Annotated in this window: 20 protein-coding genes; 7 read left to right on the forward strand and 13 right to left on the reverse strand. The window is 67.1% G+C overall.

The genetic code is table 11. The features are described from left to right. Positions 1-68: 68 nt before the first annotated feature. The 6 genes from ACT9TC_RS13390 to ACT9TC_RS13415 all read right to left on the reverse strand — a co-directional run bounded on the left by ACT9TC_RS13390 (position 69) and on the right by ACT9TC_RS13415 (position 7,444). The gene (locus ACT9TC_RS13390) at positions 69-1,124 is read right to left on the reverse strand and encodes a LacI family DNA-binding transcriptional regulator (protein WP_458040955.1); all 1,056 of its coding nucleotides are present in this window, start codon (positions 1,122-1,124) and stop codon (positions 69-71) included. Next, positions 1,117-2,640: a sugar ABC transporter ATP-binding protein gene (locus tag ACT9TC_RS13395; protein ID WP_458040956.1), complete on the reverse strand. Its 1,524-nt coding sequence runs from the start codon at positions 2,638-2,640 to the stop codon at positions 1,117-1,119. The genes ACT9TC_RS13390 and ACT9TC_RS13395 overlap by 8 nt, the downstream gene beginning before the upstream one ends. A 57-nt stretch (positions 2,641-2,697) precedes the next feature. After that, a complete protein-coding gene (locus ACT9TC_RS13400) occupies positions 2,698-3,654 on the reverse strand; it encodes an ABC transporter permease subunit (RefSeq protein WP_458040957.1) in 957 nt (318 codons plus the stop codon). A gap of 71 nt (positions 3,655-3,725) precedes the next feature. Next, positions 3,726-4,817 carry an ABC transporter permease gene (locus tag ACT9TC_RS13405; protein ID WP_458040958.1) on the reverse strand — a complete coding sequence of 364 codons (1,092 nt, stop codon included), beginning with the start codon at positions 4,815-4,817 and terminating at the stop codon, positions 3,726-3,728. Next, positions 4,814-6,349 carry a sugar ABC transporter ATP-binding protein gene (locus ACT9TC_RS13410; protein ID WP_458040959.1) on the reverse strand — a complete coding sequence of 512 codons (1,536 nt, stop codon included), beginning with the start codon at positions 6,347-6,349 and terminating at the stop codon, positions 4,814-4,816. Before ACT9TC_RS13410 ends, ACT9TC_RS13405 begins: the two co-directional genes overlap by 4 nt. 102 nt (positions 6,350-6,451) lie before the next feature. Continuing rightward, complete coding sequence (locus ACT9TC_RS13415) at positions 6,452-7,444, reverse strand: ABC transporter substrate-binding protein (RefSeq protein WP_458040960.1); 993 nt, start codon at positions 7,442-7,444, stop codon at positions 6,452-6,454. 573 nt (positions 7,445-8,017) lie between these two features. Between ACT9TC_RS13415 and ACT9TC_RS13420 the strand changes: the two genes are divergently transcribed. Genes ACT9TC_RS13420 through ACT9TC_RS13435 form a run of 4 tightly spaced genes read left to right on the forward strand, consistent with a single transcriptional unit; the run spans position 8,018 to position 10,395 of the window. Further along, entirely contained in the window at positions 8,018-8,413 is a 396-nt protein-coding gene (locus ACT9TC_RS13420; RefSeq protein WP_458040961.1) for a hypothetical protein, read from the forward strand. Positions 8,414-8,439: 26 nt separating this feature from the next. Further along, complete coding sequence (locus tag ACT9TC_RS13425; protein WP_458040962.1) at positions 8,440-8,739, forward strand: hypothetical protein; 300 nt, start codon at positions 8,440-8,442, stop codon at positions 8,737-8,739. Positions 8,740-8,776: 37 nt separating this feature from the next. Then, the gene (locus tag ACT9TC_RS13430) at positions 8,777-9,343 is read left to right on the forward strand and encodes an isochorismatase family protein (RefSeq protein ID WP_458040963.1); all 567 of its coding nucleotides are present in this window, start codon (positions 8,777-8,779) and stop codon (positions 9,341-9,343) included. Between the two features lie 35 nt (positions 9,344-9,378). Further along, positions 9,379-10,395, forward strand: a complete 1,017-nt coding sequence (locus ACT9TC_RS13435) for a DUF4436 family protein (RefSeq protein ID WP_458040964.1) — start codon at positions 9,379-9,381, stop codon at positions 10,393-10,395. On the opposite strand, the gene ACT9TC_RS13440 is transcribed toward ACT9TC_RS13435, so the two are convergent. After that, a complete protein-coding gene (locus ACT9TC_RS13440) occupies positions 10,318-11,757 on the reverse strand; it encodes a helix-turn-helix domain-containing protein (RefSeq protein ID WP_458040965.1) in 1,440 nt (479 codons plus the stop codon). The genes ACT9TC_RS13435 and ACT9TC_RS13440 overlap by 78 nt on opposite strands. A gap of 136 nt (positions 11,758-11,893) precedes the next feature. Here ACT9TC_RS13440 and ACT9TC_RS13445 point away from each other — a divergent pair, with 136 nt between their 5' ends. Beyond that, positions 11,894-13,726, forward strand: coding sequence for a phosphoenolpyruvate carboxykinase (GTP) (locus tag ACT9TC_RS13445; RefSeq protein ID WP_458042936.1), 1,833 nt, complete (start codon positions 11,894-11,896; stop codon positions 13,724-13,726). Positions 13,727-13,903: 177 nt separating this feature from the next. On the opposite strand, the gene ACT9TC_RS13450 is transcribed toward ACT9TC_RS13445, so the two are convergent. Continuing rightward, a complete protein-coding gene (locus tag ACT9TC_RS13450) occupies positions 13,904-15,871 on the reverse strand; it encodes an ABC transporter ATP-binding protein (RefSeq protein ID WP_458040966.1) in 1,968 nt (655 codons plus the stop codon). A 247-nt stretch (positions 15,872-16,118) separates the two neighbouring features. Here ACT9TC_RS13450 and ACT9TC_RS13455 point away from each other — a divergent pair, with 247 nt between their 5' ends. Further along, positions 16,119-16,778, forward strand: coding sequence for a GntR family transcriptional regulator (locus ACT9TC_RS13455; protein ID WP_458040967.1), 660 nt, complete (start codon positions 16,119-16,121; stop codon positions 16,776-16,778). Positions 16,779-16,848: 70 nt separating this feature from the next. On the opposite strand, the gene ACT9TC_RS13460 is transcribed toward ACT9TC_RS13455, so the two are convergent. The 5 genes from ACT9TC_RS13460 to ACT9TC_RS13480 are packed head-to-tail and all read right to left on the reverse strand — an operon-like array spanning position 16,849 to position 21,524. Beyond that, positions 16,849-18,111: an ABC transporter substrate-binding protein gene (locus tag ACT9TC_RS13460; protein ID WP_458040968.1), complete on the reverse strand. Its 1,263-nt coding sequence runs from the start codon at positions 18,109-18,111 to the stop codon at positions 16,849-16,851. Then, a complete protein-coding gene (locus tag ACT9TC_RS13465) occupies positions 18,108-19,160 on the reverse strand; it encodes a branched-chain amino acid ABC transporter permease (RefSeq protein ID WP_458040969.1) in 1,053 nt (350 codons plus the stop codon). The genes ACT9TC_RS13460 and ACT9TC_RS13465 overlap by 4 nt, the downstream gene beginning before the upstream one ends. Then, entirely contained in the window at positions 19,160-20,041 is an 882-nt protein-coding gene (locus ACT9TC_RS13470) for a branched-chain amino acid ABC transporter permease (protein ID WP_458040970.1), read from the reverse strand. The genes ACT9TC_RS13465 and ACT9TC_RS13470 overlap by 1 nt, the downstream gene beginning before the upstream one ends. Positions 20,042-20,044: 3 nt before the next feature. After that, positions 20,045-20,755: an ABC transporter ATP-binding protein gene (locus tag ACT9TC_RS13475; RefSeq protein ID WP_458040971.1), complete on the reverse strand. Its 711-nt coding sequence runs from the start codon at positions 20,753-20,755 to the stop codon at positions 20,045-20,047. Then, positions 20,742-21,524: an ABC transporter ATP-binding protein gene (locus tag ACT9TC_RS13480; protein WP_458040972.1), complete on the reverse strand. Its 783-nt coding sequence runs from the start codon at positions 21,522-21,524 to the stop codon at positions 20,742-20,744. The genes ACT9TC_RS13475 and ACT9TC_RS13480 overlap by 14 nt, the downstream gene beginning before the upstream one ends. A 240-nt stretch (positions 21,525-21,764) precedes the next feature. Here ACT9TC_RS13480 and ACT9TC_RS13485 point away from each other — a divergent pair, with 240 nt between their 5' ends. Then, entirely contained in the window at positions 21,765-23,135 is a 1,371-nt protein-coding gene (locus ACT9TC_RS13485; RefSeq protein ID WP_458040973.1) for an aminomethyl transferase family protein, read from the forward strand. Positions 23,136-23,189: the final 54 nt, after the last annotated feature.

A 23,189-nucleotide genomic window follows, 5' to 3' on the forward strand; every position in this document is an offset into this window, starting at 1 on the left:
CTCCCGCCGTGCGCGGTTCCGGCGCTCCCTTCGACGGGCTCAGGGAGCGCGCGACCGTGGACCGCGCCCTACTCGGCCGGGCGCGTCGACTGGCGCAGCACGAGCCGCGTCGGCAGCGGAGTGTCTTCGGTGACGCTCCCGGGTTCCTCAACGGCGATGAGCACCTTCTGCATCATCAGCTCGCCCAGGCTTGCGAAGTCCTGACGCACCGTCGTCAGCGGGGGATACAGGTACCCGGCCTCGGGAACATCGTCGAATCCGATGATGCTCACGTCCTCCGGAATCCGGATGCCCCGCTCGCGCATCGCCGACATCAGGCCGATCGCCATCTGATCGTTGCCCGCGAAGATCGCCGAACCCGGCTCGAGATCGAGGCGCGTTCCAATGTCGTAGCCGCCCGCGGCCGTCCAATCGCCGATCGCATGGTCGATGACCTCGAGTCGCCGAGCACCGAGTTCGTCGCGCCATCCGCGAATCCGCTCCAGGGCATCCGGCGCGCGCAACGGACCCGACACGTGCAAGATCGTGCTGTGGCCCAGCTCTGCCAGGTGCCGCACCGCCGACCGGGCACCGCGGTACTGGTCGATCGACACGATGAGCGGACTGCGCCGAGGGCTCGCCGCCGCCGCCACGATCGGCACGCCCAGCTCGAGCCCGCGCACCATCTCGAGCACTCCGACGTCGACGACGATCAGCACGATCGCATCCACGCGCTGCCGCAACAGCCCTTCGACTGCGGATCGAGCGACGGCGGGGTCCTCTTCGACCGCGCTCACCGTCTCGACGCTGTATCGGGCGTTGCGCGCGGCAAACGTGAAATGCATCGCGATCGAGGCGGGGCCATAGTCGGTGATGCCGGGCGCGACGAGGCCGATGGTCCGGGTGCGCCGCGTCACGAGCGCCCGCGCCGCGGGAGATGGGCTGTATCGCAACTGCGCGATCGCCTGCTGCACCCGCGCGCGGGTGGCGGGCCGGACGTTCGGCAGATCGTTGATGACACGCGACACGGTCTGGTGCGACACCCCCGCGAGACGGGCGACATCGAAGATATTCGCGGTCTTTGCGGCGCCGTTCTCCGGAGCCGTACCATTCTCCGACCCGGTCGGCACGCCCCTCTCAGACATCGTCACCGCCCGGTTGGGCGACGAGAGCGAGCAGCGCATCCATCGTCAGGTTCTCGCCGGGAAGCACATCGACCACAACCCCGTCGCGCAGCACGGCGACACGGTGTGCGACGCGCACGACCTCTTCGAGTTCGGCCGAGATGAACATCACCGACAAGCCGTTCGCGGCCATCTCAACGACGAGGTTCTGGATCTCGACCTTCGCGCCGACGTCGATCCCACGCGTCGGCTCGTCGAGCAGCAACACCTGCGGCGACAGTGCCAGCAGCCGCGCCAGCAGCACTTTCTGTTGGTTGCCGCCCGACAGGGTGCCCGCGGGGCGATCGAGATCGGGCGGACGGATGTCGAGGGCCTCGACCCAACTCGCCGCGAGCTCGCGCCGCCGTGCCGTCGGGATGCGGCGCAGGATGCCTCGATCCGCCTGCAGGGCCAGTGTGATGTTCTCGAGCACGCTGAGATCGCCGATGATTCCTTCCCGACGACGATCCTCCGACGAATAGAAAACCCCGAGCGCCATCGCGGCGCGCGGGCCGCCACCCGAGACATCCTTTCCCGCGATGCGGACGATGCCACCGTCCGGTCGATCGACGCCGCTGATCGCGCGAGCCAGCTCACTCCGCCCCGAGCCGAGCAGCCCCGCGACGCCGAGCACCTCACCCGCAAACAGATCGAGGTCGGCCTCGTGCACGCGTCGACCCACCGACACGCCACGTGCCGACACTGTGGGTTCCGGCTCATCCTCGGGCGAGAGCTCGGGCACGGCCCGGCGCGTCGTGAGGGCCGCGGCGCTGCGTCCGAGCATCGCCTCGACCAGGTCGATCCGCAACAATTCCTCGGTCAGGTACTCGCCGACGAATTTGCCGTCGCGCAGCACGGTCAGCCGGTCGCACAGCTCGTAGACCTGATCGAGGAAGTGCGAGACGAACAGAACGGCCACACCACGCTGGGTCAACTCGCGGATGACACGGAAGAGCTCGGCGACCTCGTCGAGATCCAGGCTCGATGTCGGCTCGTCGAGCACGAGCACCTTCACGTCGGTCGAAATGGCGCGGGCGATCGCGACGAGCTGCTGCACCGCCACGGAGTGGGTGCCGAGGAGAGACGCAGGATCGATGTCGACTCCGAGATCGGAGAGGATGTCGTGGGCTTCGCGCCGCATCGTCTTCCAGTCGATCCCGCCGAGCTTGCGGGGCTCACGCCCGAGCGCGATGTTCTCGGCGACCGAGACATTCGGCAGCAGATCGATCTCTTGATAGACGGTGCTGATGCCCGCGCGCTGCGCATCATGTGGGGACCCGAACTTCACCGGAGCGCCGTCCAGCTCCAGCCGCCCGGCATCGAGTTGGTAGACGCCGGTGATGGCCTTGATGACCGTCGACTTGCCCGCACCGTTCTCGCCCATCAGCGAGTGCACCTCGCCCGGGAAGAGCCGGAGCCCCACGCCGTCGATCACCGCGTCCGCGCCGAACCGGACCGTGGCGCCGGTCAGCTCGAGGATCGGCGTGGCCGGTTGCATCTGGCCATTATCGCGGTCGCGGGAGCGCAGGCCTCCGACCGACATCGGGCGCGCCGCCTACGTTCGCCTCTGTGAGCGCGTGACGATCACCCGTTGCACCACGATGAACACCAAAAGCAGGAACCCGATGATGATCTGCGTCCACGATTGCTCGGCGCCCATGAACGAGATGAGCTTCTTGATCGTGCCGTAGACGAGCACGCCGACGAGTGAACCCAGTACGTAGCCGGTCCCGCCGGCGAGCAGCGTGCCGCCGATGACCACCGCGGCGATCGCGTCCAGCTCGGTTCCGATGCCGTTGCGCGGATACCCGGCGCCCGAGTACGCGGTGAGCAGCAGACCGGCGACGCCGCCGCAGACGCCGCTGATGACGTAGACGAGGATCTTGGTGCGGGCGACCTTCAAACCCATGAGACGCGCGGATTGCTCGCTGCCACCGATCGCATACACGGTGCGGCCGAAACGGGTCCAGTGCAGCACGTAGAACGCGATCCCGACGGTCGCGAGGGCGATCAGCCCGGTTGGGGTGATGTACCACCCGCCGAACGCGAAGCGGGTGCGCTGCAGCCACAGCACCGCCGGGTCTTCGACACGGATCGACGACAGGCTCACGACGAACGCGAGGCCGCGGGCGAGGAAGAGTCCCGCGAGCGACGCGATGAACGGCTGCACGTTGAAGTACTGCACGAGCACGCCGATCATCAGCCCGATCGCGGCGCCGCCGAGCAGCATCACCGGGATCACGATGATGGCGGGCAGTTGCTGCGACAGCAGGCTCGCGCTCAGGATGCCGGTAAAGGCCATGACCGACCCCACCGACAGGTCGATGCCGCCCGTCAGGATGACGAACGTCATGCCGACCGCCAGCACCACGAGATAGGCGTTATCGAGCAGGAGCGCCGACAGGTTGCCCGGCGTCAGGAAACGATCGAATCTGACCTGTGCCGCCACGAGCAGGATGACGAGAATCGCCACCGCGGCGAGGGTCGGCATGAGCGATGACCGCCGGCTCATGAAGGTGTTGTAGCGCGCCACGAAACCCCGATCCGAGCGGGGCGCTTTCGGCCGAGTTTGCAGGTCCGTGGTCATGACGCGACCTCCGCCTTGTTCTGGTTGACGATCGAGGTGCCGGTTGTGGGGGTGCCGGGGGCGGTGGGGCCGCCGGGCGTGGGGGAAGGGCGTTTGCGGGTCAGGTCGCGTATCCACTTGTGCAGCCGTGGGGATTGCAGGATCACGACCACGATCACGACGACCGCGAAGAACACGGGGCTCTGCGCCGGGGGCACGCCGAGGAAGAGGATCGTCTTGTCGAGGGTCTGGATGATCAGCACGCCGACGACCGTGCCCGCGATCGTGAACTTGCCGCCCATCAGCGAGGTGCCGCCGAGCACGACCGCGAGGATCGCGTACAGCTCGATGAACAGCCCCGCGGCGTTTGCGTCCGCGGCGCGGATATTCGCGCTGTAGATGATGCCGGCGATGCCCGCGAGCAGGCCGCTCGCCAGGTATGCACCGAAGACGATGCCGCGCGAGCGGACGCCGGCCAGGCGGCTCGCCTGCGGGTTGATGCCCACGGCCTCGGTCAGCACGCCGAGCGCCGTGCGACGTTCGGCGAGGGCGACCACGATGATCGCGCCGAGAGCGATCAGGAAAGCGACGGGCAGGAACACCAGGTATCCGGTCGCGATGAATGAGTACGGTGCGCTGTTCACGGTGGTGATGAAGCCATCCGTGATGAGCAGTGCGACGCCGCGCCCCGCGAGCATCAGCACCAGGGTCGCGATGATCGGTTGAATGCCGGCAACCGAGACGAGCAGGCCGTTCCACGCGCCGAGGATCAGCGACACGCCGAGCGCGACGACCAGCGCCAACATGACAGTGCCGATGCTGCCCGGATCGCTCGAGGCGTCGATGATCGTCAGCGCCACGGCGCCCGATACAGCCATGATCGCGCCGACCGACAGGTCGATACCGCGTGTTGCGATGACCATCGTCATGCCGAGCGCCACCAACATCAAGGGCGCACTCGTGCGCAGGATGTCGATCAGCACGCCGTACAACTGCCCATCGCGCACGGTCACGACGATGAACTGCGGCCTCACGATCGTGTTGACCAAGATCAGGGTGACGAGCGCCGCGATCGGCCAGAACAGCCTGTGACGAAAGACTTTCTTCATGCTGCGTTCCCTTCGCCGCCGTCGGCGATGTAGTCGATGAGGTCGTCCAGGTCGGTGCGGCTCGAGTCCAGTTCTCCGATGCGGCGACGATCCCGCATCACGACGACGCGCTGGGCAAGGCGCAGGACCTCTTCCAGTTCGGACGAGATGAACACGACCGCGAGGCCCTGGGCGCTGAGCTCGGCGACCTTTCGCTGGATGTCGGCTTTGGCCCCGACATCGATGCCGCGGGTGGGTTCGTCGAGGATGATCAGTTCGGGGGCGGTGGCGAGCCATCGCCCGAGCAGCACCTTCTGCTGGTTGCCGCCGGAGAGGTTGCCGGCGAGCTGGTTCGGGTCCGCGGGCCGAACGCCGAGGGCCGTGATGTACTCGCTCACGATCGCATCCTGCTCCCCACGGGGGATCTTGTGCAGTGCGCCTCGCCGGGCTTGGATGCCGAGGACGATGTTCTCGCCGACGGTCAGGTCGGCGATGATGCCCTCTTCCCGCCGATTCTCGGACGAGAACGCAATGCGGTTCTCGATCGCGTGGCGCGGGTTGGTGACCTTGACCGGGTCGCCTTTGACCTCGATCTGGCCCGTGTCGGCGCGGTCTGCCCCGTACAACAGCCGGACGAGCTCGGTTCGACCCGATCCGAGCAGACCGGCGAGTCCGACGACCTCGCCCGGGTAGACGTCCAGATCCGCGGCTTCGATAACGCCCCGGCGCCCGATGCCGGTCGCTTTCAAGACGGGCGTGCCGCTGCGGTCGATGACACGCTCCGAAACGGTGGCGAGGGCGGCGAGTTCGTTGAGCTCGCGCCCGATCATCTTCGTCACGAGCTGACCGCGCGGAAGGTCGCGCGCCAGGTACTCACCGACCAGGTGGCCGTTGCGCAGCACGGTGATGCGGTCCGAGATCTCGTAGACCTGATCGAGGAAGTGGCTGACGAACAGGATGGCGACGCCGCGGTCGCGAAGCGTGCGGATGACGGCGAAGAGCTGCTCGACCTCGTGGCGGTCCAGACTCGAGGTCGGTTCGTCGAGGATCAGCACTTTCGCGTCGAGCACCATCGCCCGGCTGATGGCGACCAATTGCTGCACCGCGATCGAGTGGCTCGAAAGGATCGATCGGGTGTCGAGGCTCTGTCCGAGGTTGTGGAGTTGCTCGGCGGCCGCGCGATGAACGGCCTTCCAGCCGATCGTGCCGCCACGCCGGATCTCCTGCCCGAGCATGACGTTCTCGCCGACGGACAGGTTGGGGGCCAGGTTCACCTCTTGGTAAACGGTGGAGATGCCGGCGGCCTGAGCATCCGCCGTCGTCTCGAACACCCGCTCGGCTCCCGCGACGCGGATCGTGCCGGCATCGATCGTATAGACGCCGGTGAGCGCCTTGATCAGGGTGGACTTTCCGGCGCCGTTCTCGCCCATGAGCGAGTGCACCTCGCCCGGGCGCAGCGTCAGGGCGACGTCATCGAGGGCGAGGACTCCGGGAAAGCGGATGGTGATGCCGGTCATCTCGATCACCGGGGGGACTTCGGTGTCCGCGGGCATGGCTACTTGGCCTTTCGTTACTTCGGTGACCGAAGCCGCCGGGAACTGAGTCCCCGGCGGCTTCGGATCTGTGGTCCGAGCTGATTATTCGTTCAGAGCGGATCAGTACAGACGGTCGTCGATGACCTTCGCGGCCTCTTCCGGTGTGAAGCTGAGGTCGGTGACGTAGTACTCCTTGTCGACCTCGTTGCCCGCAAGGACGTCCGTCACAATGCCGGCCGCCAGCTCACCCAGCAGCGGGTTGCACTCCACGATGAAGTTGATCTTGCCGTCGATCAGGGCGAGCATGCCATCCTTCACCGCGTCGATCGACACGATCTTGATGTCTTCGCCCGGAACCGCCCCAGCGGCCTCGATCGCCTCGATGGCGCCGAGCGCCATGTCGTCGTTGTGTGCGTACACCAAGTCGATGCCGTCCACGCCGTACTTCTGCAGGAACCCTTCCATGACCTTCTTGCCGCCGTCGCGGGTGAAGTCGCCCGTCTGCGAGTCGATCTTCTCGATCGCGGTGCCCTCGATGGCCTCGTCGAAACCGGCCGCACGTTCGTTGGCGGGCGCCGAACCCGTCGTGCCCTCGAGCACGACCATGTTGGTTGCGGTATCGCCGAACTCTTCGGCGGCCCATTCGCCGGCCATCACGCCCTCCTTGCGGAAGTCGAGACCGACCCAGCTGGCGTACAGGTCGTCGGGGGCCGTCACCGTGCGGTCTTCGAGGACGACGGGGATTCCGGCGTCAGCTGCTTCTTGCAGCACGTCGTCCCAGCCGTCTTCGACGATCGGGGCGATGACGATCGCGTCGACGCCCTGGTTGATGAAGTCGCGCACGGCCGCGATCTGCGCCGCGGGGTCGTTGTCGGCCGCGTTGAAGATCAGGTCGAACCCGTTCTCTTTCGAGAACGCGGTCTTCATCGACTCGGTGTTGGCCGAGCGCCAGCCCGACTCCGAACCTGTCTGCGCGAAGCCGACCGTGACGAGTTCGTCTCCGCCGCCATCACCGCTTCCACCCGCGTCGCTCGAGCTCGAGCATCCCGCTGCCGTGAGAGCGATGGCTCCCGCGAGCGCGAATCCGGCGAAAAGCTTGCCTTTTCTCATCATTCCAAAACCTCCTCGTTCTGGGACCGGCAACTGTGCCGGTGTCGTGGGTTCGCGAACGCTTTCGAGTGCGCGTCGCAGCTGAATGTTAGCCCTAACATTTCCGTTCACAACAGAGCGGACTTGGTAACGATTACGTCACGGAGCCCACATGATCCCGCGATTCCGCGGCACGGGACCGGATTGGCGGCGAAAAGTGAGGCATCACATGTGAGCGCTCGCCGCCATGCCGAGCGTGGGGCGCCGCGCGGGTCGCGCCACCCGCGGGGAGCGCTCCCATGCATCTCGCACATCCCAGACACCCCCGCCGCGGCGAGGCACCCCTCGACGCGGGGTGTCTCGCCGCGCGAGGGGTGGTTCACCGTCGGGTCAGGCGTCGCGGGCGACGAACGAGCGGGCCGGGATGGGGAGGTTCAGCGTGCCGGCGGGATGGGTAACGCGGATGTGGCGCTCCCCGGCCGCCGAACGTACCGGATCCCTCACCGTCGACCTCGTCGGCACGATCGAATGGCTCTGGAAACAGTTCACCGACCGGGTCGCCGAATGAGCAAGGCGAGCTGCCGGTAGCCTGAACGGATGGCTGACGTGGTAGGACTCATCGCTGAGGTCTTCACGTGGATCGGCATGCTCGGGGCGATCGGCCTGGCTTTTCTCGCCCTCGTCGCACGCATCGCGGACGGGAGCTGGGCGCCCACCCGCGCCGTCGTGGAACACACCGACGAGGGTGCGCTCGTGCGGTGGTTCGACGATCAGGGCGTCGTCAACGAGGCCGCGCTGACCGCACACGACCTGGAAAGCATCGGCCAGAGGGACATGGCCGACATCGAGTACCGCGTGGGATGGCACAACCGCATGCGGCTGTCGAAGGGGTCCCCCCTGGTCCGTGCGCTCGTGCGCCTGACGTTGCTGATGGTCGGTGTGGCGGTGCTCGCCTTCGCGGCGGGCTGGATTGCCCTGATCGTCGAGGGATGAGGGGTGGCGCGTGCCAAGCTGGAGGGGTGAAGACCATCCAGTTGCGCACGTACACGATCGTCGACGGGGAGTTCGACGCCTTCCTCGAATGGTGGAAGGAGTGGATGCCGCGGGTGCGGTCGGCCGCAGGGTTCGCGATCGAGTTCGCCTACGCGGTGCGCGAGTCGAACCAGTTCGTGTGGGCCGTCAGCGCAGAGGGCGATGAGGCGGCCTTCCTCGAGCTCGAGAGCACCTACATGGCGTCCGAGGGCCGTGCCGAGGCATTCGCGGGAGTGCCTCAGCGTGTCGCCGTCAGCAAGGTGAGCCTCGTGGAGGCCCTCGCCTGACCCGCACCGGGGGAGGGCGCGGCGCTACGCTCAGGGGATGACCAAGGCGCTGTTCATCGTCGATGTCCAGAACGACTTCACAGAGGGGGGAGCGCTCGCCGTGGACGGGGGCGATGCTGTCGCCGCGAAGATCACGGAGTATCTCGACGAGCATGGCGACGACTACGACGTGATCGTCGCCTCGCGGGACTGGCATGATCCCCGCGGCGACAACGGCGGGCACTTCCACCCCGAACCCGACTACATCGACACCTGGCCGGTCCACTGCGTCTCGGGCACCGAGGGTGCCGAATACGACCCCGAGTTCGACACCGCCCGCGTCACTCATCACGTCAAGAAGGGCCAGGGCATCCCGGCCTATTCGCTCTACGAGGGCACGGCCGACGATGGCGCCCGAGTCGCCGAACTCATCGAATCCCACCGGGTGACCGAGGTGGACGTCGCGGGACTCGCCACCGACTACTGCGTGCGCGCCTCGGCTCTCGACGCGATCGCGCATGGGCGACGCGTCCGGATTCTGACCGACCTGGTCGCCGGCGTCGCCGCAGAAACGAGCGCGGCGGCACTTGCCGAGCTGGAACGCGCCGGAGCCGAGCTGGCGTGAGGCGACTCCGTCAGGGCCCATGGGACACTGTGACCGTGACGGATCAGGGGGCGGGCGCGGGCGACGCATCCGCATCGACATCCGCGCGTCGCCGCCTGCGTGCGATCTGGGTCGTCGCCCTCGTTGCGATGATCGCGCTCGTTTACGGCCTCGTGATCTCCCTGTATGCCAGCAGCGGCACTGTCTCCGACGCCGTAAGCGACGATTTCGACACGGGCGAAGGCGCGTTGTTCAGGATCGAACCTCAGGCGGTGGAGGCGACGGCGGGCCGCATCACGGTCAACCTGGACCTCGAAGAGGCCGCCGGGTTCGCGGCGGAGGATGGCATCAGCGTTGAGCGGACGTTGTACCTCCTCGTCAGCGGGGCCGCCGGTTCGCGCACGATCGAATTCGCCGCGGGGAGCGTGCCGTCGGCCGTGAGCGTGGACCTGATCGCCGACGGTGTAATCGAGCGATGGCCGTTCGACGTGCACACCGCCGAAACCATTTTCCTTGCCTACTACGACGACGAGGGCGAGCGGACACCGCTCGAGACCTACATCGTCGCGACGGGGCGGGTTCCCGGTTGGAACATATCGATCGCAGAGGTCGCCACCGGGGGCGTCGTGGAATTCGACGGGCAGCCCGAGCCGGTGTTCGCCGTCGAGCTCACGGCTACCCGCTCGGGCAGCACGATCGCGTTCGGTGCGGTGCTGCTCGGCCTCATGATCGTCATGCCGGTGCTCGTGCTGAGTGTCGCGATCGCCGTCTATCGCGGGCGACGCCGCGTCGAAGCATCCTTCATGAGCTGGATGGGCGCGATGCTGTTCGCGACCATTCCGCTGCGCACCTTCCTGCCCGGTTCGCCACCGATCGGATCATGGATCGACTTCCTGATCGTGCTCTGGGTGATCGTCGGACTCATCGGAGGGCTCGCGATCTACGTCGCGGCGTGGTTCCGTTGGTCGCCGCGCCAGGACAACCCCGCAGCAGCGTCAGTCGGCGTGACGCTCGAGGAACGAGTAGACCTCGGAGTCGTCCACGCCGGGGAAGGCGCCGCGGGGGAGCGGTGAGAACATCTGCATGTGCACGCGCGCCGAGGGCCATGACTTGCCCTCCCAGCGGCTCGCGGTCTCGGGAGCGGGGCGTCGGCAGCACGCCTCGTCGGGGCACGTCGAGACGGCGCGGCTCGCCGTTTCGCGGCCGCGGAACCAACGCGCGTCGTCGAAGGGCACCCCGACCGTGATCGAGAACTCACCGTCGGTCGTGTTGCCCGTCTGCGTCGAACACCAGAATGTGCCAGCTGGTGTGTCCGTGTACTGGTAGTGCTCGGTTGCGCGGTTCTGCTGGTCGAACGCACCGCGCGCCGAGAACTTGCGGCACACGATCTGGCCTTCGACAGAGCCCGTCACGTCCATCGGCAGGGGAAGACCGTCGTTCTCGTACACACGCTGCAGCGAACCGGTGTGACCGACCCGCAAGAAGTGGAGCGAAATGCCGAGGTGCTTGGTGACGAGGTTCGTCAGGCGCATCCCGGCGGCCTCGTGCGTCACGCCGAACGCGTCACGGAAGTCCTCGACGGCCAGGTTCCGGTCTTTCTTCGCCTGCTGCAGGAAGGCGACCGCGGCCGTTTCCGGCATGAGGCAGCATGCCGCGAAGTAGTTGATCTCGAGGCGTTGCTGCAGGAAGTCCGCGTAGTCGGTCGGGCGGGTGTGACCCAGCAGGCGGTGGGCCATGGCCTGCAGTGCCATCGAGCGCAGGCCGTGGCCGCCGGGAATCGACGCGGGAGGAAGGTAGATCCGGCCGTGCTCGAGATCGGTGATCGATCGGGTCGAGCTGGGTAGGTCGTTGACGTAGATCAGCTCGAAGCCGAGCCGCTCGGCCATGATGCTGACCGTCCGGTGCGTGAGGGCGCCCGAGACATGCCCCGCCGCCTTGAGCTGTTTCTCGGCGAGGCGTTCGATGTCGGGCAGGTAGTTGTCCAGCTCCCGCAGCCGCAGGCGCAGCTCGGTGTTGGCCCGGCGCGCCTCTTCGGGCGTTGCGATGGCCTCGCGCTCGCGCCGCTGCAGTTCGCGATGAAGACCCAACAGCGACTCGATCGTCTCATCCGACATCGTCTTCGTGACGCGCACCGGAGCAACCCCGAGACGACGGAACGCCGGGCTCGCCTGCGCGCGTTCGAGTTCGATCTCGAGAGCCGCCCGTCGGTTGGGGGGCTCGCCCGAGATCAGGTCGGACACTTCCGTGTCGGTCGCCGCGGCGACTGCCTGCAGAAGCGAGAGCTTTGGTTCGCGCTTGCCGTTCTCCACGAGGCTCAGCTGGCTGCCGGCGACCCCCACGAGGGCGCCGAGTTCGTCGAGTGTCAGTCCTTTTTGCAGCCGGTGATGCCGGATGCGGTGACCGAGGGTGGTGAGTTCGAGAGCGGAGCCGACCATTCCTTGAGTATAGGGAAAGAATCGCGTTTCTTTCCGATGCAAACTTCGGCAAATCACCGAGGGATCGCGGTGAAATGGAGAAGAGCCGAGAAAGTAGGAGCGCATCGTGGCACTTGCCGAATCCCTGAGCACCCGTATCGCCGTCCCCCGTCGCGTCACCGACTTCGGACAACGCCCCGCCGACGAGGCCGGCCTCACCGAGCTGCTCGCCTGGGTCGATGAGGTCGCGGCGCTCACGCAACCGGCTCGCGTGCACTGGGTCGATGGATCGCGTGCCGAGAACGAGGCGCTGCTGCGGCAGATGGTCGACGACGGCACGCTCATCCGGCTCAACCCCGAGTGGCGTCCGGGCTCGTACCTGGCCCGCTCGCACCCGAAGGATGTCGCGCGCACCGAGGGTCGCACATTCATCGCATCCGAGCGCGAAGAAGACGCCGGCCCCACCAACAACTGGGCTGACCCGACCGGGATGCGCGGCACGATGTCGCAGATCTTCGCCGGCAGCATGCGCGGTCGCACGATGTACGTCGTCCCGTTCTCGATGGGCGCCGTCGGCGGGCCGCTCTCGCATATCGGTGTGCAGCTCACCGACAGCCCGTACGCCGTCACGAGCATCGGCCTGATGACCCGCGTCGGTGCCGATGTCACCGATCAGATCGCGCAGGGCGCCTCGTGGGTGCGCACCGTCCACTCGGTCGGTGCGCCGCTCGCGCCGGGCGAGAAGGATGTCGCGTGGCCCTGCAACGACGACAAGTACATCGTGCACTTTCCCGACACGCTCGAGGTCTGGTCGTACGGTTCCGGCTACGGCGGTAACGCGATCCTCGCCAAGAAGTGCTTCGCGCTGCGCATCGCGTCGGTCATCGGACGCGATGAGGGATGGCTCGCCGAGCACATGTTGCTGATCCGGGTGATCAGCCCGGAGGGTCGTAAGTACCACATCGCCGCCGCGTTCCCTTCGGCTTGTGGCAAGACGAACCTCGCGATGCTGCGTCCCACGATCCCCGGCTGGCGCGTCGAGACCCTCGGCGATGACATCGCCTGGATCCGACCGGGCGAGGATGGTCGCCTGTGGGCGATCAATCCCGAGGCCGGCTTCTTCGGCGTGGCGCCGGGCACGGGCGAGTCGACCAACGTCACGGCCGTCGAGACGCTCTGGGGCAACACGATCTTCACGAACGTCGCGCTCCGCCCCGACGGTGATGTCTGGTGGGAGGGCCTGACCGATGAGGCGCCGCCCCACCTGACCGACTGGGAGGGAAACCCCTGGACCCCGACATCCGGTCGTCCCGCCGCGCACCCGAACTCGCGCTTCACCGTGAGCGCGGGGCAGTGCCCGCAGATCGCGCCGGATTGGGATGCTGCGGAGGGCGTGCCGCTCGACGCGATCCTGTTCGGCGGACGCCGTGCCACGAACGTCCCCCTCGTCCTCGAAGCGACCGACTGGACGCACGGCGTCTTCATCGGCTCGAACATGTCCTCCGAGCGCACCGCCGCCGCGGAGGGCACGCTCGGTGAGCTCCGCCGGGACCCGTTCGCCATGTTGCCGTTCTGCGGTTACAACATGGCGGACTACTTCGGCCACTGGCTGAAGGTCGGCCAGAAGCTGCGGTTCGACCGCGCCCCGCGCATCTTCCAGGTCAACTGGTTCCGCCGCGGCGCGGACGGACGGTTCCTGTGGCCCGGCTTCGGCGACAACTCGCGCGTCATCGAGTGGATCGTTCGCCGCATCGAGGGCGAGGTCGGCGCCGTCGACAGCCCGATCGGCCGCCTGCCGCGCACGGAGGACCTCAACCTCGACGGCATCGACGTGCCCGAGGCCGATCTCGAAGAATTGTTCGCAGTGGATCCCTTGACGTGGCAGGCCGAGGCCGACCTGACCGAGGAGTTCTACGCGACGTTCGACGGCCGCGTGCCGGCCGCGCTCAAATCCGAGCTGTCCGCTCTGCGCTACCGCCTGCGCACGTAGCTCATCCTCCTCCCGCCCACCGGCTAGCCCTAGTCCGCCTCCCGCCCGCTGACTTGGGGCGCGGAGATCACGTTGGGGCGCGGAGTGCCGCGCCCCAACGTTCGTCCGACGCCCCAAGTCGTTGGCCCGACGCCCCAAGTCCGGGCGGCGAGCTGCAGCAAGAGCGGGGCCGGGGGACTACACCAGCAGCTGGTGCTTTGCGAGGTCGCGATACAGCGGGGTCGACACCACGAGCTCGGAGTGGGTGCCTTGACCGACGACGCGACCCTTGTCGAGCACGACGATCAGGTCGCTGTCGACGACGGTCGAGAGGCGGTGCGCGATCACGAGCAGGGTTCGGCCCGTCGCGACCGCGTCGATCGCATCGCGCATGCGCTGTTCGTTGACGCCGTCGAGGGATGACGTCGACTCGTCGAGCAGCAGGATCGGGGGAGCGGACAGCAGGGCTCGCGCGATCGCCAGCCGTTGACGCTCACCGCCCGAGAGCATGACGCCGTCCTCGCCCACGGGGGCCTGAAGTCCGAGCGGGCTGCGCTCGAGCACATCGCCGAGGTTCACGGCACGCAACACCGCCTCGCACTCGGCGTCGCTCGCCTCGGGCGAAGCGAGCCGCAGGTTGTCGGCGATCGTGCCGGCGAGGGTCGGGGCATCCTGTTCGACGTATCCGAACCGAGCGCGCAGCTCGTCACGTGGAAGGGTGCGGATGTCTGCGCCGTCGAGCTCGATCGCCCCAGCAGTGGGGTCGTAGAACCGCTCGAGCAGAGAAAGGACGGTGCTCTTTCCGGCGCCACTCGGCCCGACGAGGGCGACGCGGGCGCCATGAGGCACGTCGAAGGAGACGCCTCGGAGCACCTCGCGCGCGGCCTCCTGCTCTGCCTCGTGCTCGGCCGCGCTCCCGAACGCGGCGCTCTCCTGTGCGGGCTTTTCGAGGTGGACCTCTTCGAGCAGGCTCCGCGCTGCCGCTGCGGCGGCGGCACGGGCCGCGACCACGTCGTCGGGGTAGCGGAAGTGCACGTCGCGGAATGCCAGTGCGGGGGCTGTAGCCGAGCGGGGGGACGCGGAGGACGCGGATGCCGAGACATCCGCAGACCGCACGCGCGCGGCGACCGCGCCAGCGAGAGCGGCGTCTTCCTGGTCCTCCGTCGGCAGGTCGAGCACCTCCTGGATGCGGCCGAGTGCCCCGAGCGCCTGGTTGACGCTCGTGATGGCGCCGAACGTCGACCCCAGGGGGCCGATCAGCATGAAGAGGAAGATGATGAACGTCACGAGGCTGGCGATGCCGATCGCCCCGGATGCGACGCGGAAGCCGCCGACGCCGAGCACGACGAGCAGCGAAACCTGCAGCGCGATGCCGGCGATCGGAACGACGAGGGCCGAGACCTTGGCGATCCGCACCCCCACGCCGTAGGCCTCGGTGGCGAGCGACGATACCTGCACGACCTCGCGCTCGGTCGCGCCCGAGGCGCGCACGGTACGGATGGAGCCGACGGCGCGCTCGACACCCGATGCGAGTTCGCCCACCTTCACTTGCTGCTCGGTGGAGGCGGTGCGGATGCGTCCGCTCAGCAACACCACGACGGTGACGGACACGCCGATCACGACGACGATCAGTGCGAGCAGAAGCGGATCGATGATCGCCATCGCGATCAGGGCCCCCACGAAGATCAGCGCGCTACCGATCGCATCCGCGAGGCCCTGTGTCAGGACGGCGTAGAGCAGGGTCGTATCGGTGCCCACGCGCGAGACCAGGTCACCGGTGCGGCGGGCGTCGAACTCGCTGATCGGCAGGTGCAGGATGCGTGAGATGAGTTTGCGGCGGCTCGAGTAGACCACGGCCGTTCCTGTGCGTTGCAGCAAGTAGTGCTGGTAGCCCGAGATGATCGACGAGACGATGACGAATCCGACCAGCAGCCAGACGAGCGCGCCGAGCGACACGTCGGTCTGCACCCGCTCGATGATCTGGCCCACGAGGAGCGGCTGGACCAGGGTCGCGCCCGCGCCGAGCACGCTCAGGATCGCGACGACGATCAATACCTTCTTGTGCTCGAACAGGAAGGGGAGCAGCTGGCGCATCGTCGCGCGCGGGCCTTCGGGCTCGGAGCGGCGTCCGCGGCCACGGCCACGGGTGCGGGTGGTGTCGGCCATGATCTACCTCGGGGTGGGACGGATGCGCAATCGCGCTACCTTCGACCGTACTTCGTACTCAGCCCCCACCGCCCAGCAGCGCGAGACTTCGCGTGTGTCACGTTCTTGCGCCTGTTCGAGGACACAAGCGAAGTCTCGCGCAGACGGAAGGGAGGATTGGCGCGAATGTCGGCGCCAATATCGGTCGTACGATACTCTCGAGGCAGCATGGCGACAGGGTCGTCGCCTACGACGGACAGGAGGGGTCGTGGTTTCTGTTGCACCCGCGGTCGAGCCCGAGCCGGGTGGTCGCCCCGATCTCACTCAGCAGATCCGCGAGGCCATTCTGGGCGGTGAGTTCGCCCCCCATCAGCGTCTGATCGAGGCCGATATCAGCGAGCGATTCGTGGCAACGCGCGCGGCCGTTCGCACCGCCCTGCTCAACCTCACGGGTGAGGGGCTCGTCGAGCGTCTCCCGAACCGCGGGGCACGCGTCCGCGCCATCAGCGTCGACGAGGCCGTCGAGATCGTCGAGGTTCGGATGGGCCTCGAGGCGCTGTGCGCGCGAAAAGCAGCGGAGCGGCTGACGGACGAAGACGCCGTGCAGCTCACAGCTCTTCGCGAGCGCATCCGCGCCGCTGTGGCCGGCGGAGATCTCGTCGAGTACGCACGCCTGAATCAGGAGATGGATCGGCGCATCCGGGACATCAGCGGACACGACACCGCCCGCCAACTGTTGGAGCGCCTGCGCGCGCAGTCGGCGCGGCACCAGTTCCGGCTGGCGTTCCACCCCGGCAGGGCGGCCGAGTCCGCACCCGAGCACGTTGCAATCATCGACGCGGTACTCGCGCGCGACGCGGATGCCGCCGAGGCCGCCACCAGGGCGCACCTCGAGGGCATCGTGGGCGTGCTGCGCCGCCTCGATTGACAGCAACAGCACGCGAGAACGGCCCGGTCGATTTCCCGACCGGGCCGTTCTGCTTGCCGTAGCGGAGGTGTTATCCGAAGGTCTCGGCCGTCGCGTATCCCGCGCCGTTGTACTTCTGGACCGTCACGCCGGAGATGGCGGGCTGGCCATCCTGCGTCGTGTCGATGGATGCACCCTCGAGCATCAGCGGGGCCGTGAAGTCGCTGATCGTGCGCAGCTGCTCCATGAAGTCGGCCCGCGTCGGCTCGGTCATCTTGGCGAAGACCTGTTCGAGCGTCGCGCCGATCTGGTAGCTCCACACGCAGTGCGGGAACTGCGGGACATCCGGGAAGTCCGCGTACTCGGCGAGGTTCGACAGGAACGCCGCGCCCTCTTCGCTCTCGGCGAAGGTCGGTGCGGACGCCGACTGCGCGAACGCGACGGTATAGACACCGGGGAACGCCACGGCGTTGCCCGGGGTCAGGATGGCGCCGGGGCTCGAGGTATTCGAGGGCAGGAACCAGCTGGGCAGCCAGCCGAGCTCCTGCGACTTGAGCAGCGACGAGATGACGAGCGGTGTGATGGACATCGCGTTGAAGAAGACGTCCGCGTCGGTCGCGGCGAGCTCGGTGAGCTGCGCGTTCACGTCGGTGTCGGTCGCCTCGTAGGTCAGCTCATCGACGATCTCGATGTTGTCGGCGCCCTCGATGGCCTCCTTGAAGCCCTCGACGTACCCCTCGCCGTAGTCGTCGTTCTGAGACAAGATGGCGACCTTGTGGTCTTCGCTGGAGCTCGCGAGCAGCTCGCCGAACGCGGCGCCCTCGTTCTGGTAGATCGGTACGAATCCGAGCTGCCACGGGCTCTCTTCGGTGTTGCTGAAGATCGGGTCACCGGTCTGGATCAGCACCTGGGGAACCTCGTCCGCGATCGCCGCTTCGCGGTACGCACGGTTGGTCGGCGTGCCGAGTCCCGACGTCATCAGGAAGGCACTGCTTTCGAGCTGCTGGAAGTTGGCGAGCGCCTTCTGCGGGTCGTAGGCGTCATCGAGCGCGTCGATCTCGACCGTGCGGGTCTTGCCGTCGCCGAACTCGACGCCGCCCTCGGCGTTCTTCGCGCCGAACCAGGCCGTGATCCCGGCGACCGTGCAGGTACCGGGGCCGGCGGTGGCGCCGCTCAGAGGGGTGGTGATGCCGAGCGTGATGCTGGTGTCGGTGATTCCGGGGCTGGCTTCGGCGGGTCCATCGCTGGATCCGCCGCCGTCGCCTCCGCGGGAACACCCGGCGGCCAGGACGGCGACGATGCCGATTCCTGCCACAACCGTGGTGATCCGCGCCTTTTTACGAAGCGTGCTCATGTCACGTTCCTCTTTTCTTCTGACTGTGATTGTTGCGGTGCGGGGGAGGTGGATTCGGTGCCCTGGGCAGCCGTATCGCCCGGGCGGTTGCCGCCGCGGCGGCGACGCCATAGACGGGGGAGGGACACGAGGCCGCCGGGGAGGATGAAGAGGATCAGCAGCAGGAGGGCGCCCTGGAGGGCGGCGGTCAGGTTCGGATCGATCAGGTTCGTCAGCTGCGGTCCGAGCACGTAGTACGCGCCGCCCAGAATCGACCCGATGATGCTTCCCGCTCCACCGATGACCATCGCGGCCAGCAGTGTGATGGAGTGTCCGAAGCTCATCGTCTCGGGGGACGTGTACTGCACCACGACCATGTAGAGAAAGCCGGCGACTCCGCCGATCAGCGACGCGATCGTGAACGCAAGCACCTTGTACCGGTAGGGCGAGATGCCCATCGACGATGCCACCGCTTCGTTGCTCTTCACGATTCCGAAGGCGCGGCCGAACTTGCCGCGCACAAGGTTGCGGGTCAGCAGGAACGTGGCCACACCGATCACGATGACGATGTAGAGCTGCCACTGGTCATCGAACAGACCGGTCCATTCCGGAGCATCCGAGAATCTCGCCGACGTGCCCTGCGATCCGCCCGTGAATTCCGACAGGCGCTTGGCGAGCGGCACGCCGACGATCGGGAGGGCGATCGTGACCATCGCGATGGCCAGCCCACCGAGCCGCGCCGCCGCGAGGGCGACGAAGAGGCCGAGGATGCCGGGGATGAGGATCGCGAGCACGAAGACCAGGACGATGTTCCAGTCGTTGTTCACGCCGTAGGCCGTGACGTACGCGCCCACGCCGACGAAGAAGATCTGGCCGAGCGACACCTGGCCCGTGTAGCCCATCACGACGTTCAGCCCGAGTACCGCGACCGCAAAGACGCCGATGCGGGCGACCGTTTGGTTGGCGAACTCCGGCAGAATCAGCGGAGCCACCGCGAGGATGACGACGACGAGCAGGATGCCGCCCCACTTCACCCACGTTTTGTTCTTCAGACTTGCTGCCTGCGCCATCACACTCGCACCACGTCTTTCCGTCCGAAGAGGCCCTGGGGGCGGAGGATCAAGACCACGAAGATCAGAATGAACGGCACCGCGATCTTCAGGTCGTATCCGATGATCGGCACGTAGACGGCCGCGAGGTTCTCGAGGATGCCGATCGCCCAGGCGGCGATCACCACACCGATCGGGCTCGACAGACCGCCGAGGATGACGGCCGCGAGCGCGTAGACGAGAGCTGTGTCCATCATGCCGGGGGTGAGGGTCAGCTGCGGTGCGATGAGCGCCCCGGCGACCGCGCCGAGCACGGCCGCGAGACCCCAACCGGTCATCAGGAGGCGACCGACCGGCAGGCCGGAGAACGACGCCGACTGCGGGTTGCTCGCGACGGCGCGCAATGCGAGCCCCAGCTTGGTACGCAGGAACAGCAGCTGCAGCAGGACCATGATGCCGACGATCACGAGCGTCGTCCCGATCGAGCGGACGCTCACGACGGCGCCGAGGATGTTTACGCTGTCGAGCGGGAACAGCGAGGGGAACTGCAGGTTGTTGTAGCTCCAGATCCAGCCGCAGATTCCAGTGATCAGCGTGAGCAGACCGACCGTGACCACGATCGCCGTGTCGGGCTCGCCACCCTCGAAGCGGCGCATGACGAATCGCTCGATGATCGCCCCGAGGACGAACGACAGGATGATCGACGCGATGATCGCGAGGATGAGCGGCAGGCCGATCTGCAGGAACGCGTAGGCGATGTAGGCCGACAGGACGGCCATCCCGCCTTGCGCGAAGTTGATCAGGCCTGTCGCTTGGTTGACCAGGACGATCGCGAGCGCGAGCGCCGCGTAGATCGACCCGGCCGACAGGCCGTCGATGACGAGTTGGACGAAGGTACCCATCCGTCAGCCTCCCAGGTAGGCGCGGCGGATCTCGTCCATGCCCTTGAGCTCGGACGAAGTTCCGGTGATGACGTTTTTGCCGGTCTCCAGCACGGTGGCCGATTCGACAAGACTGAATGCGAGGTTGGCGTTCTGCTCGACTACGAGCATCGCGATGCCGGACTCGCGGCGCAGGCGCCCGATGGCGTCGTAGACGTTTCGCGCCGTGCTCGGGGCGAGACCGAGGGATGCCTCATCGAGCAGCAGCAGGCGGGGGCGGGCCATGAAGGCACGACCGACCGCCAGCATCTGCTGCTCGCCACCCGAGAGAGCCGCTGCGTGCGAGCCGATCCGGTCCTTGAGCTGCGGGAAGAGATCGAGGCAGTAGTCGATGTCTTCTGCGATGCCCTTGCGGTCCTTGCGCAGGTACGACCCGACGCGCAGGTTGTCGCGGACGGACAGCTGGCCGAGCGTGCCACGCCCCTCCGGGACGTGGGCGATGCCGAGGGCCGCGACATTTTCGGGCCGCATGCCGCTGATCTCGCGGCCGTCGAACTTCACGCTGCCGCCCGTGCGGACGACACCGGTGATGGCGCGGAGCGTCGTGGTCTTGCCCGCGCCGTTCGCGCCGAGGATGCCCACCGCGCCGCCCTCGGGTACGCTCAGCGACACTCCCTCAAGCACCTGCACGGAGCCGTAGAAGGCCGTGACGTCGACCAGCTCAAGCAGCGTCATCCGCGGGCTCCTTTCCGATGTAAGCCTCGATCACGCCGGGGTCGGACTGGGCTTCGGCCGCCGTGCCCTCCATGAGCTTTCGACCGTGGTCGAGCACCACGACGCGGTCGGTGAGTGCCGAGATCAGGCCCATGTGGTGTTCGACGATGATGACGGTGATGTCCTCTTCGTCGCGCAAGCGCCGGATCGTGGCGATGAACTGCTCGACCTCGCCGTGCGAGAGGCCGGCGGCCGGCTCGTCGAGCAGAAGCAAGCGGGGCCGGCAGATCAGGGCGCGGCAGAGCTCGACGCCCTTGTGCAGTCCGTGCGACAGCTCGTCGGCGGGAAGGTCTGCCGCCCAGCCGAGTCCGTTCCGCTCGAGCAGCGCCCGCGCCTCGGTGCGGAGGTCCCGCTCGGCGCGGGGAGTGGGGGGAAGGCGCAGAGACCACGAGATGGGCCCGCGGGGGAGGCGGGAGTGCCCACCGAGCAGGACGTTCTCGAGCACGCTCGAGTGCAGTTGGAGCGCGGGGTGCTGAAACGTGCGGGCCAACCCGAGAGAGGCGAGGCTCGACGGACGGGTGCCGAGGATCTCGGTGTCATCGATCTTGATCGAGCCGGACGTCGGCCGGTAGTGCCCGCTGATGCAGTTGAAGAGCGAGGTCTTGCCCGCGCCGTTCGGACCGACGAGACCGAAGATCTGGCCGGGTTCGACGGTGAAGCCGACATCTTCGAGGACGCGGACGCCGCCGAAGCGCAGATTCACCTCGTTCAAGGTCAGCTGAGCCGCCATCGCTACCGTCCTTGTCGTCGCACCATTGCACTCTGCGGGTCGAGCCCCGCCTGAGGGACGTTACGGACCGACACCCGCATTGTCAACGATTTTGGTGTGAGTCTGTGGGGTTGTGTCGAGATTGTGATTCCACCATCGCGATGAAGCTCTTGACAGCCGCGATTCTTTTCAACGGAAATCTCTGACCGATCGTATGTGGCTCCTGCCTACGATGAGGTTCCCTCCACAGGAAGGTCGAAGATGACATCCGAATCCCTCGCCCAGGCGATCACCCGTGTCGGCGGAGCCGTCGAGTTGCTGCGCAACCAGAACTGGCCCGCTTTCACGTTTCCCGTCGCTCCCGAATTCACCAACTGGCGCGATGAGCAGCGTGCGTGGAACACCACGGTTGCGCTCATGGACCAGTCGCACCACATGACGCAGCTCTTCCTGGGCGGCGACGACCTGATCCCGCTGCTCGAGTCGATCTCGCCGAACACGTTCGCGACGTTCCGTCCGGGCATCGCCAAGCAGCTGATCTCGGTGAACCAGGACGGCTACCTGATCGGTGACGGCATCCTGTTCTACAACTCCACCGAACGCGAGGGACTCGTCCTCATCGGTCACCACCTGCTCATCGACTGGGTTCGATTCAACGTGGAGAAAGCCGAAGCAGCGGGCAAGGACGTCCACCACCGTCTCGAGGCCAACTCGCACATGCGCCAGGGCCCGCCGACGTTCTACCGGTACGAGCTGCAGGGTCCCGCGGCCAACGAGGTCATGGAGAAGCTGTTCGGCGGCCCCGTGCCCGAGGTCAAGTTCTTCCACATCGGCGACTTCACAATCGCGGGTCGCGCGGTCAAGGGTCTGCGCCATGGCATGGCCGGCCAGCCGGGGTTCGAATTCTTCGGACCCTGGGAAGACAACCAGGTCGTGCTCGACGCGATCCTCGAGGCGGGCGAGGAATTCGGCATCCGCCGTGTCGGAGCGAAGGCCTACTCGGCGACGCCGCTCGAGGCGGGCTGGGTTCCGACGCCGTTCCCGGCGATCTTCGACGACGACCTCGCCGAGTACCGCGAGTGGCTTCCGGCGAATCGGGCCGGCTCGATCGCGGGATCGCTCCTCTCGGACGACATCCACGACTACTACATGACCCCCTACGACCTCGGGCTGGGTCGGTCGGTGCGATTCGACCACGACTTCCACGGGCGCGAGGCGCTCGAGCGTCACAAAGAGAACCAGAAGCGGCACAAGGTCACGCTGCTCTGGAACGCCGACGACGTGGCGGATGTCGTGAAGTCGCAGGTCGAACCCGGCGTGCCGGCCAAGTTCCTCGACTTCCCGAAGGCGCGCTACGGCTTCTACCAGATGGACGAGGTGCTGCACGACGGCAAGCCGGTCGGCATCTCGACCGACGCCGGCTATGTCGCCTTCGATCAGCTGTACATGTCGCTCGCGACGCTCGACGTCGACATCGCCGACGGGTCGGTCGTCGAGGTGGTGTGGGGCGAGGCCCCGATCTCGCAGAAGCACTCGGTCGACGCCAAGCACCGTCAGGTTCGGATTCGCGCGACCGTGGCTCCGGCTCCCTTCCATGACTGGGCCCGGACGGTCTACCGCGTGAACGACTGACGCTCGAGCTCACGCCGCGCGATCCGTGGGCTAACATGGCGCCCGGCATCCCAC

It is taken from the genome of Microbacterium sp. HM-570 (assembly GCF_054165885.1).

Bases quoted from the DNA above. Each gene is read 5' to 3' on its own strand.
- ACT9TC_RS13390 (WP_458040955.1), bottom strand. From the start codon at position 1,124: ATGTCTGAGAGGGGCGTGCCGACCGGGTCGGAGAATGGTACGGCTCCG.
- ACT9TC_RS13395 (WP_458040956.1), bottom strand. From the start codon at position 2,640: ATGCAACCGGCCACGCCGATCCTCGAGCTGACCGGCGCCACGGTCCGG.
- ACT9TC_RS13400 (WP_458040957.1), bottom strand. From the start codon at position 3,654: ATGAGCCGGCGGTCATCGCTCATGCCGACCCTCGCCGCGGTGGCGATT.
- ACT9TC_RS13405 (WP_458040958.1), bottom strand. From the start codon at position 4,817: ATGAAGAAAGTCTTTCGTCACAGGCTGTTCTGGCCGATCGCGGCGCTC.
- ACT9TC_RS13410 (WP_458040959.1), bottom strand. From the start codon at position 6,349: ATGCCCGCGGACACCGAAGTCCCCCCGGTGATCGAGATGACCGGCATC.
- ACT9TC_RS13415 (WP_458040960.1), bottom strand. From the start codon at position 7,444: ATGATGAGAAAAGGCAAGCTTTTCGCCGGATTCGCGCTCGCGGGAGCC.
- ACT9TC_RS13420 (WP_458040961.1), top strand. From the start codon at position 8,018: ATGGCTGACGTGGTAGGACTCATCGCTGAGGTCTTCACGTGGATCGGC.
- ACT9TC_RS13430 (WP_458040963.1), top strand. From the start codon at position 8,777: ATGACCAAGGCGCTGTTCATCGTCGATGTCCAGAACGACTTCACAGAG.
- ACT9TC_RS13440 (WP_458040965.1), bottom strand. From the start codon at position 11,757: ATGGTCGGCTCCGCTCTCGAACTCACCACCCTCGGTCACCGCATCCGG.
- ACT9TC_RS13450 (WP_458040966.1), bottom strand. From the start codon at position 15,871: ATGGCCGACACCACCCGCACCCGTGGCCGTGGCCGCGGACGCCGCTCC.
- ACT9TC_RS13460 (WP_458040968.1), bottom strand. From the start codon at position 18,111: ATGAGCACGCTTCGTAAAAAGGCGCGGATCACCACGGTTGTGGCAGGA.
- ACT9TC_RS13465 (WP_458040969.1), bottom strand. From the start codon at position 19,160: ATGGCGCAGGCAGCAAGTCTGAAGAACAAAACGTGGGTGAAGTGGGGC.
- ACT9TC_RS13470 (WP_458040970.1), bottom strand. From the start codon at position 20,041: ATGGGTACCTTCGTCCAACTCGTCATCGACGGCCTGTCGGCCGGGTCG.
- ACT9TC_RS13475 (WP_458040971.1), bottom strand. From the start codon at position 20,755: ATGACGCTGCTTGAGCTGGTCGACGTCACGGCCTTCTACGGCTCCGTG.
- ACT9TC_RS13480 (WP_458040972.1), bottom strand. From the start codon at position 21,524: ATGGCGGCTCAGCTGACCTTGAACGAGGTGAATCTGCGCTTCGGCGGC.
- ACT9TC_RS13485 (WP_458040973.1), top strand. From the start codon at position 21,765: ATGACATCCGAATCCCTCGCCCAGGCGATCACCCGTGTCGGCGGAGCC.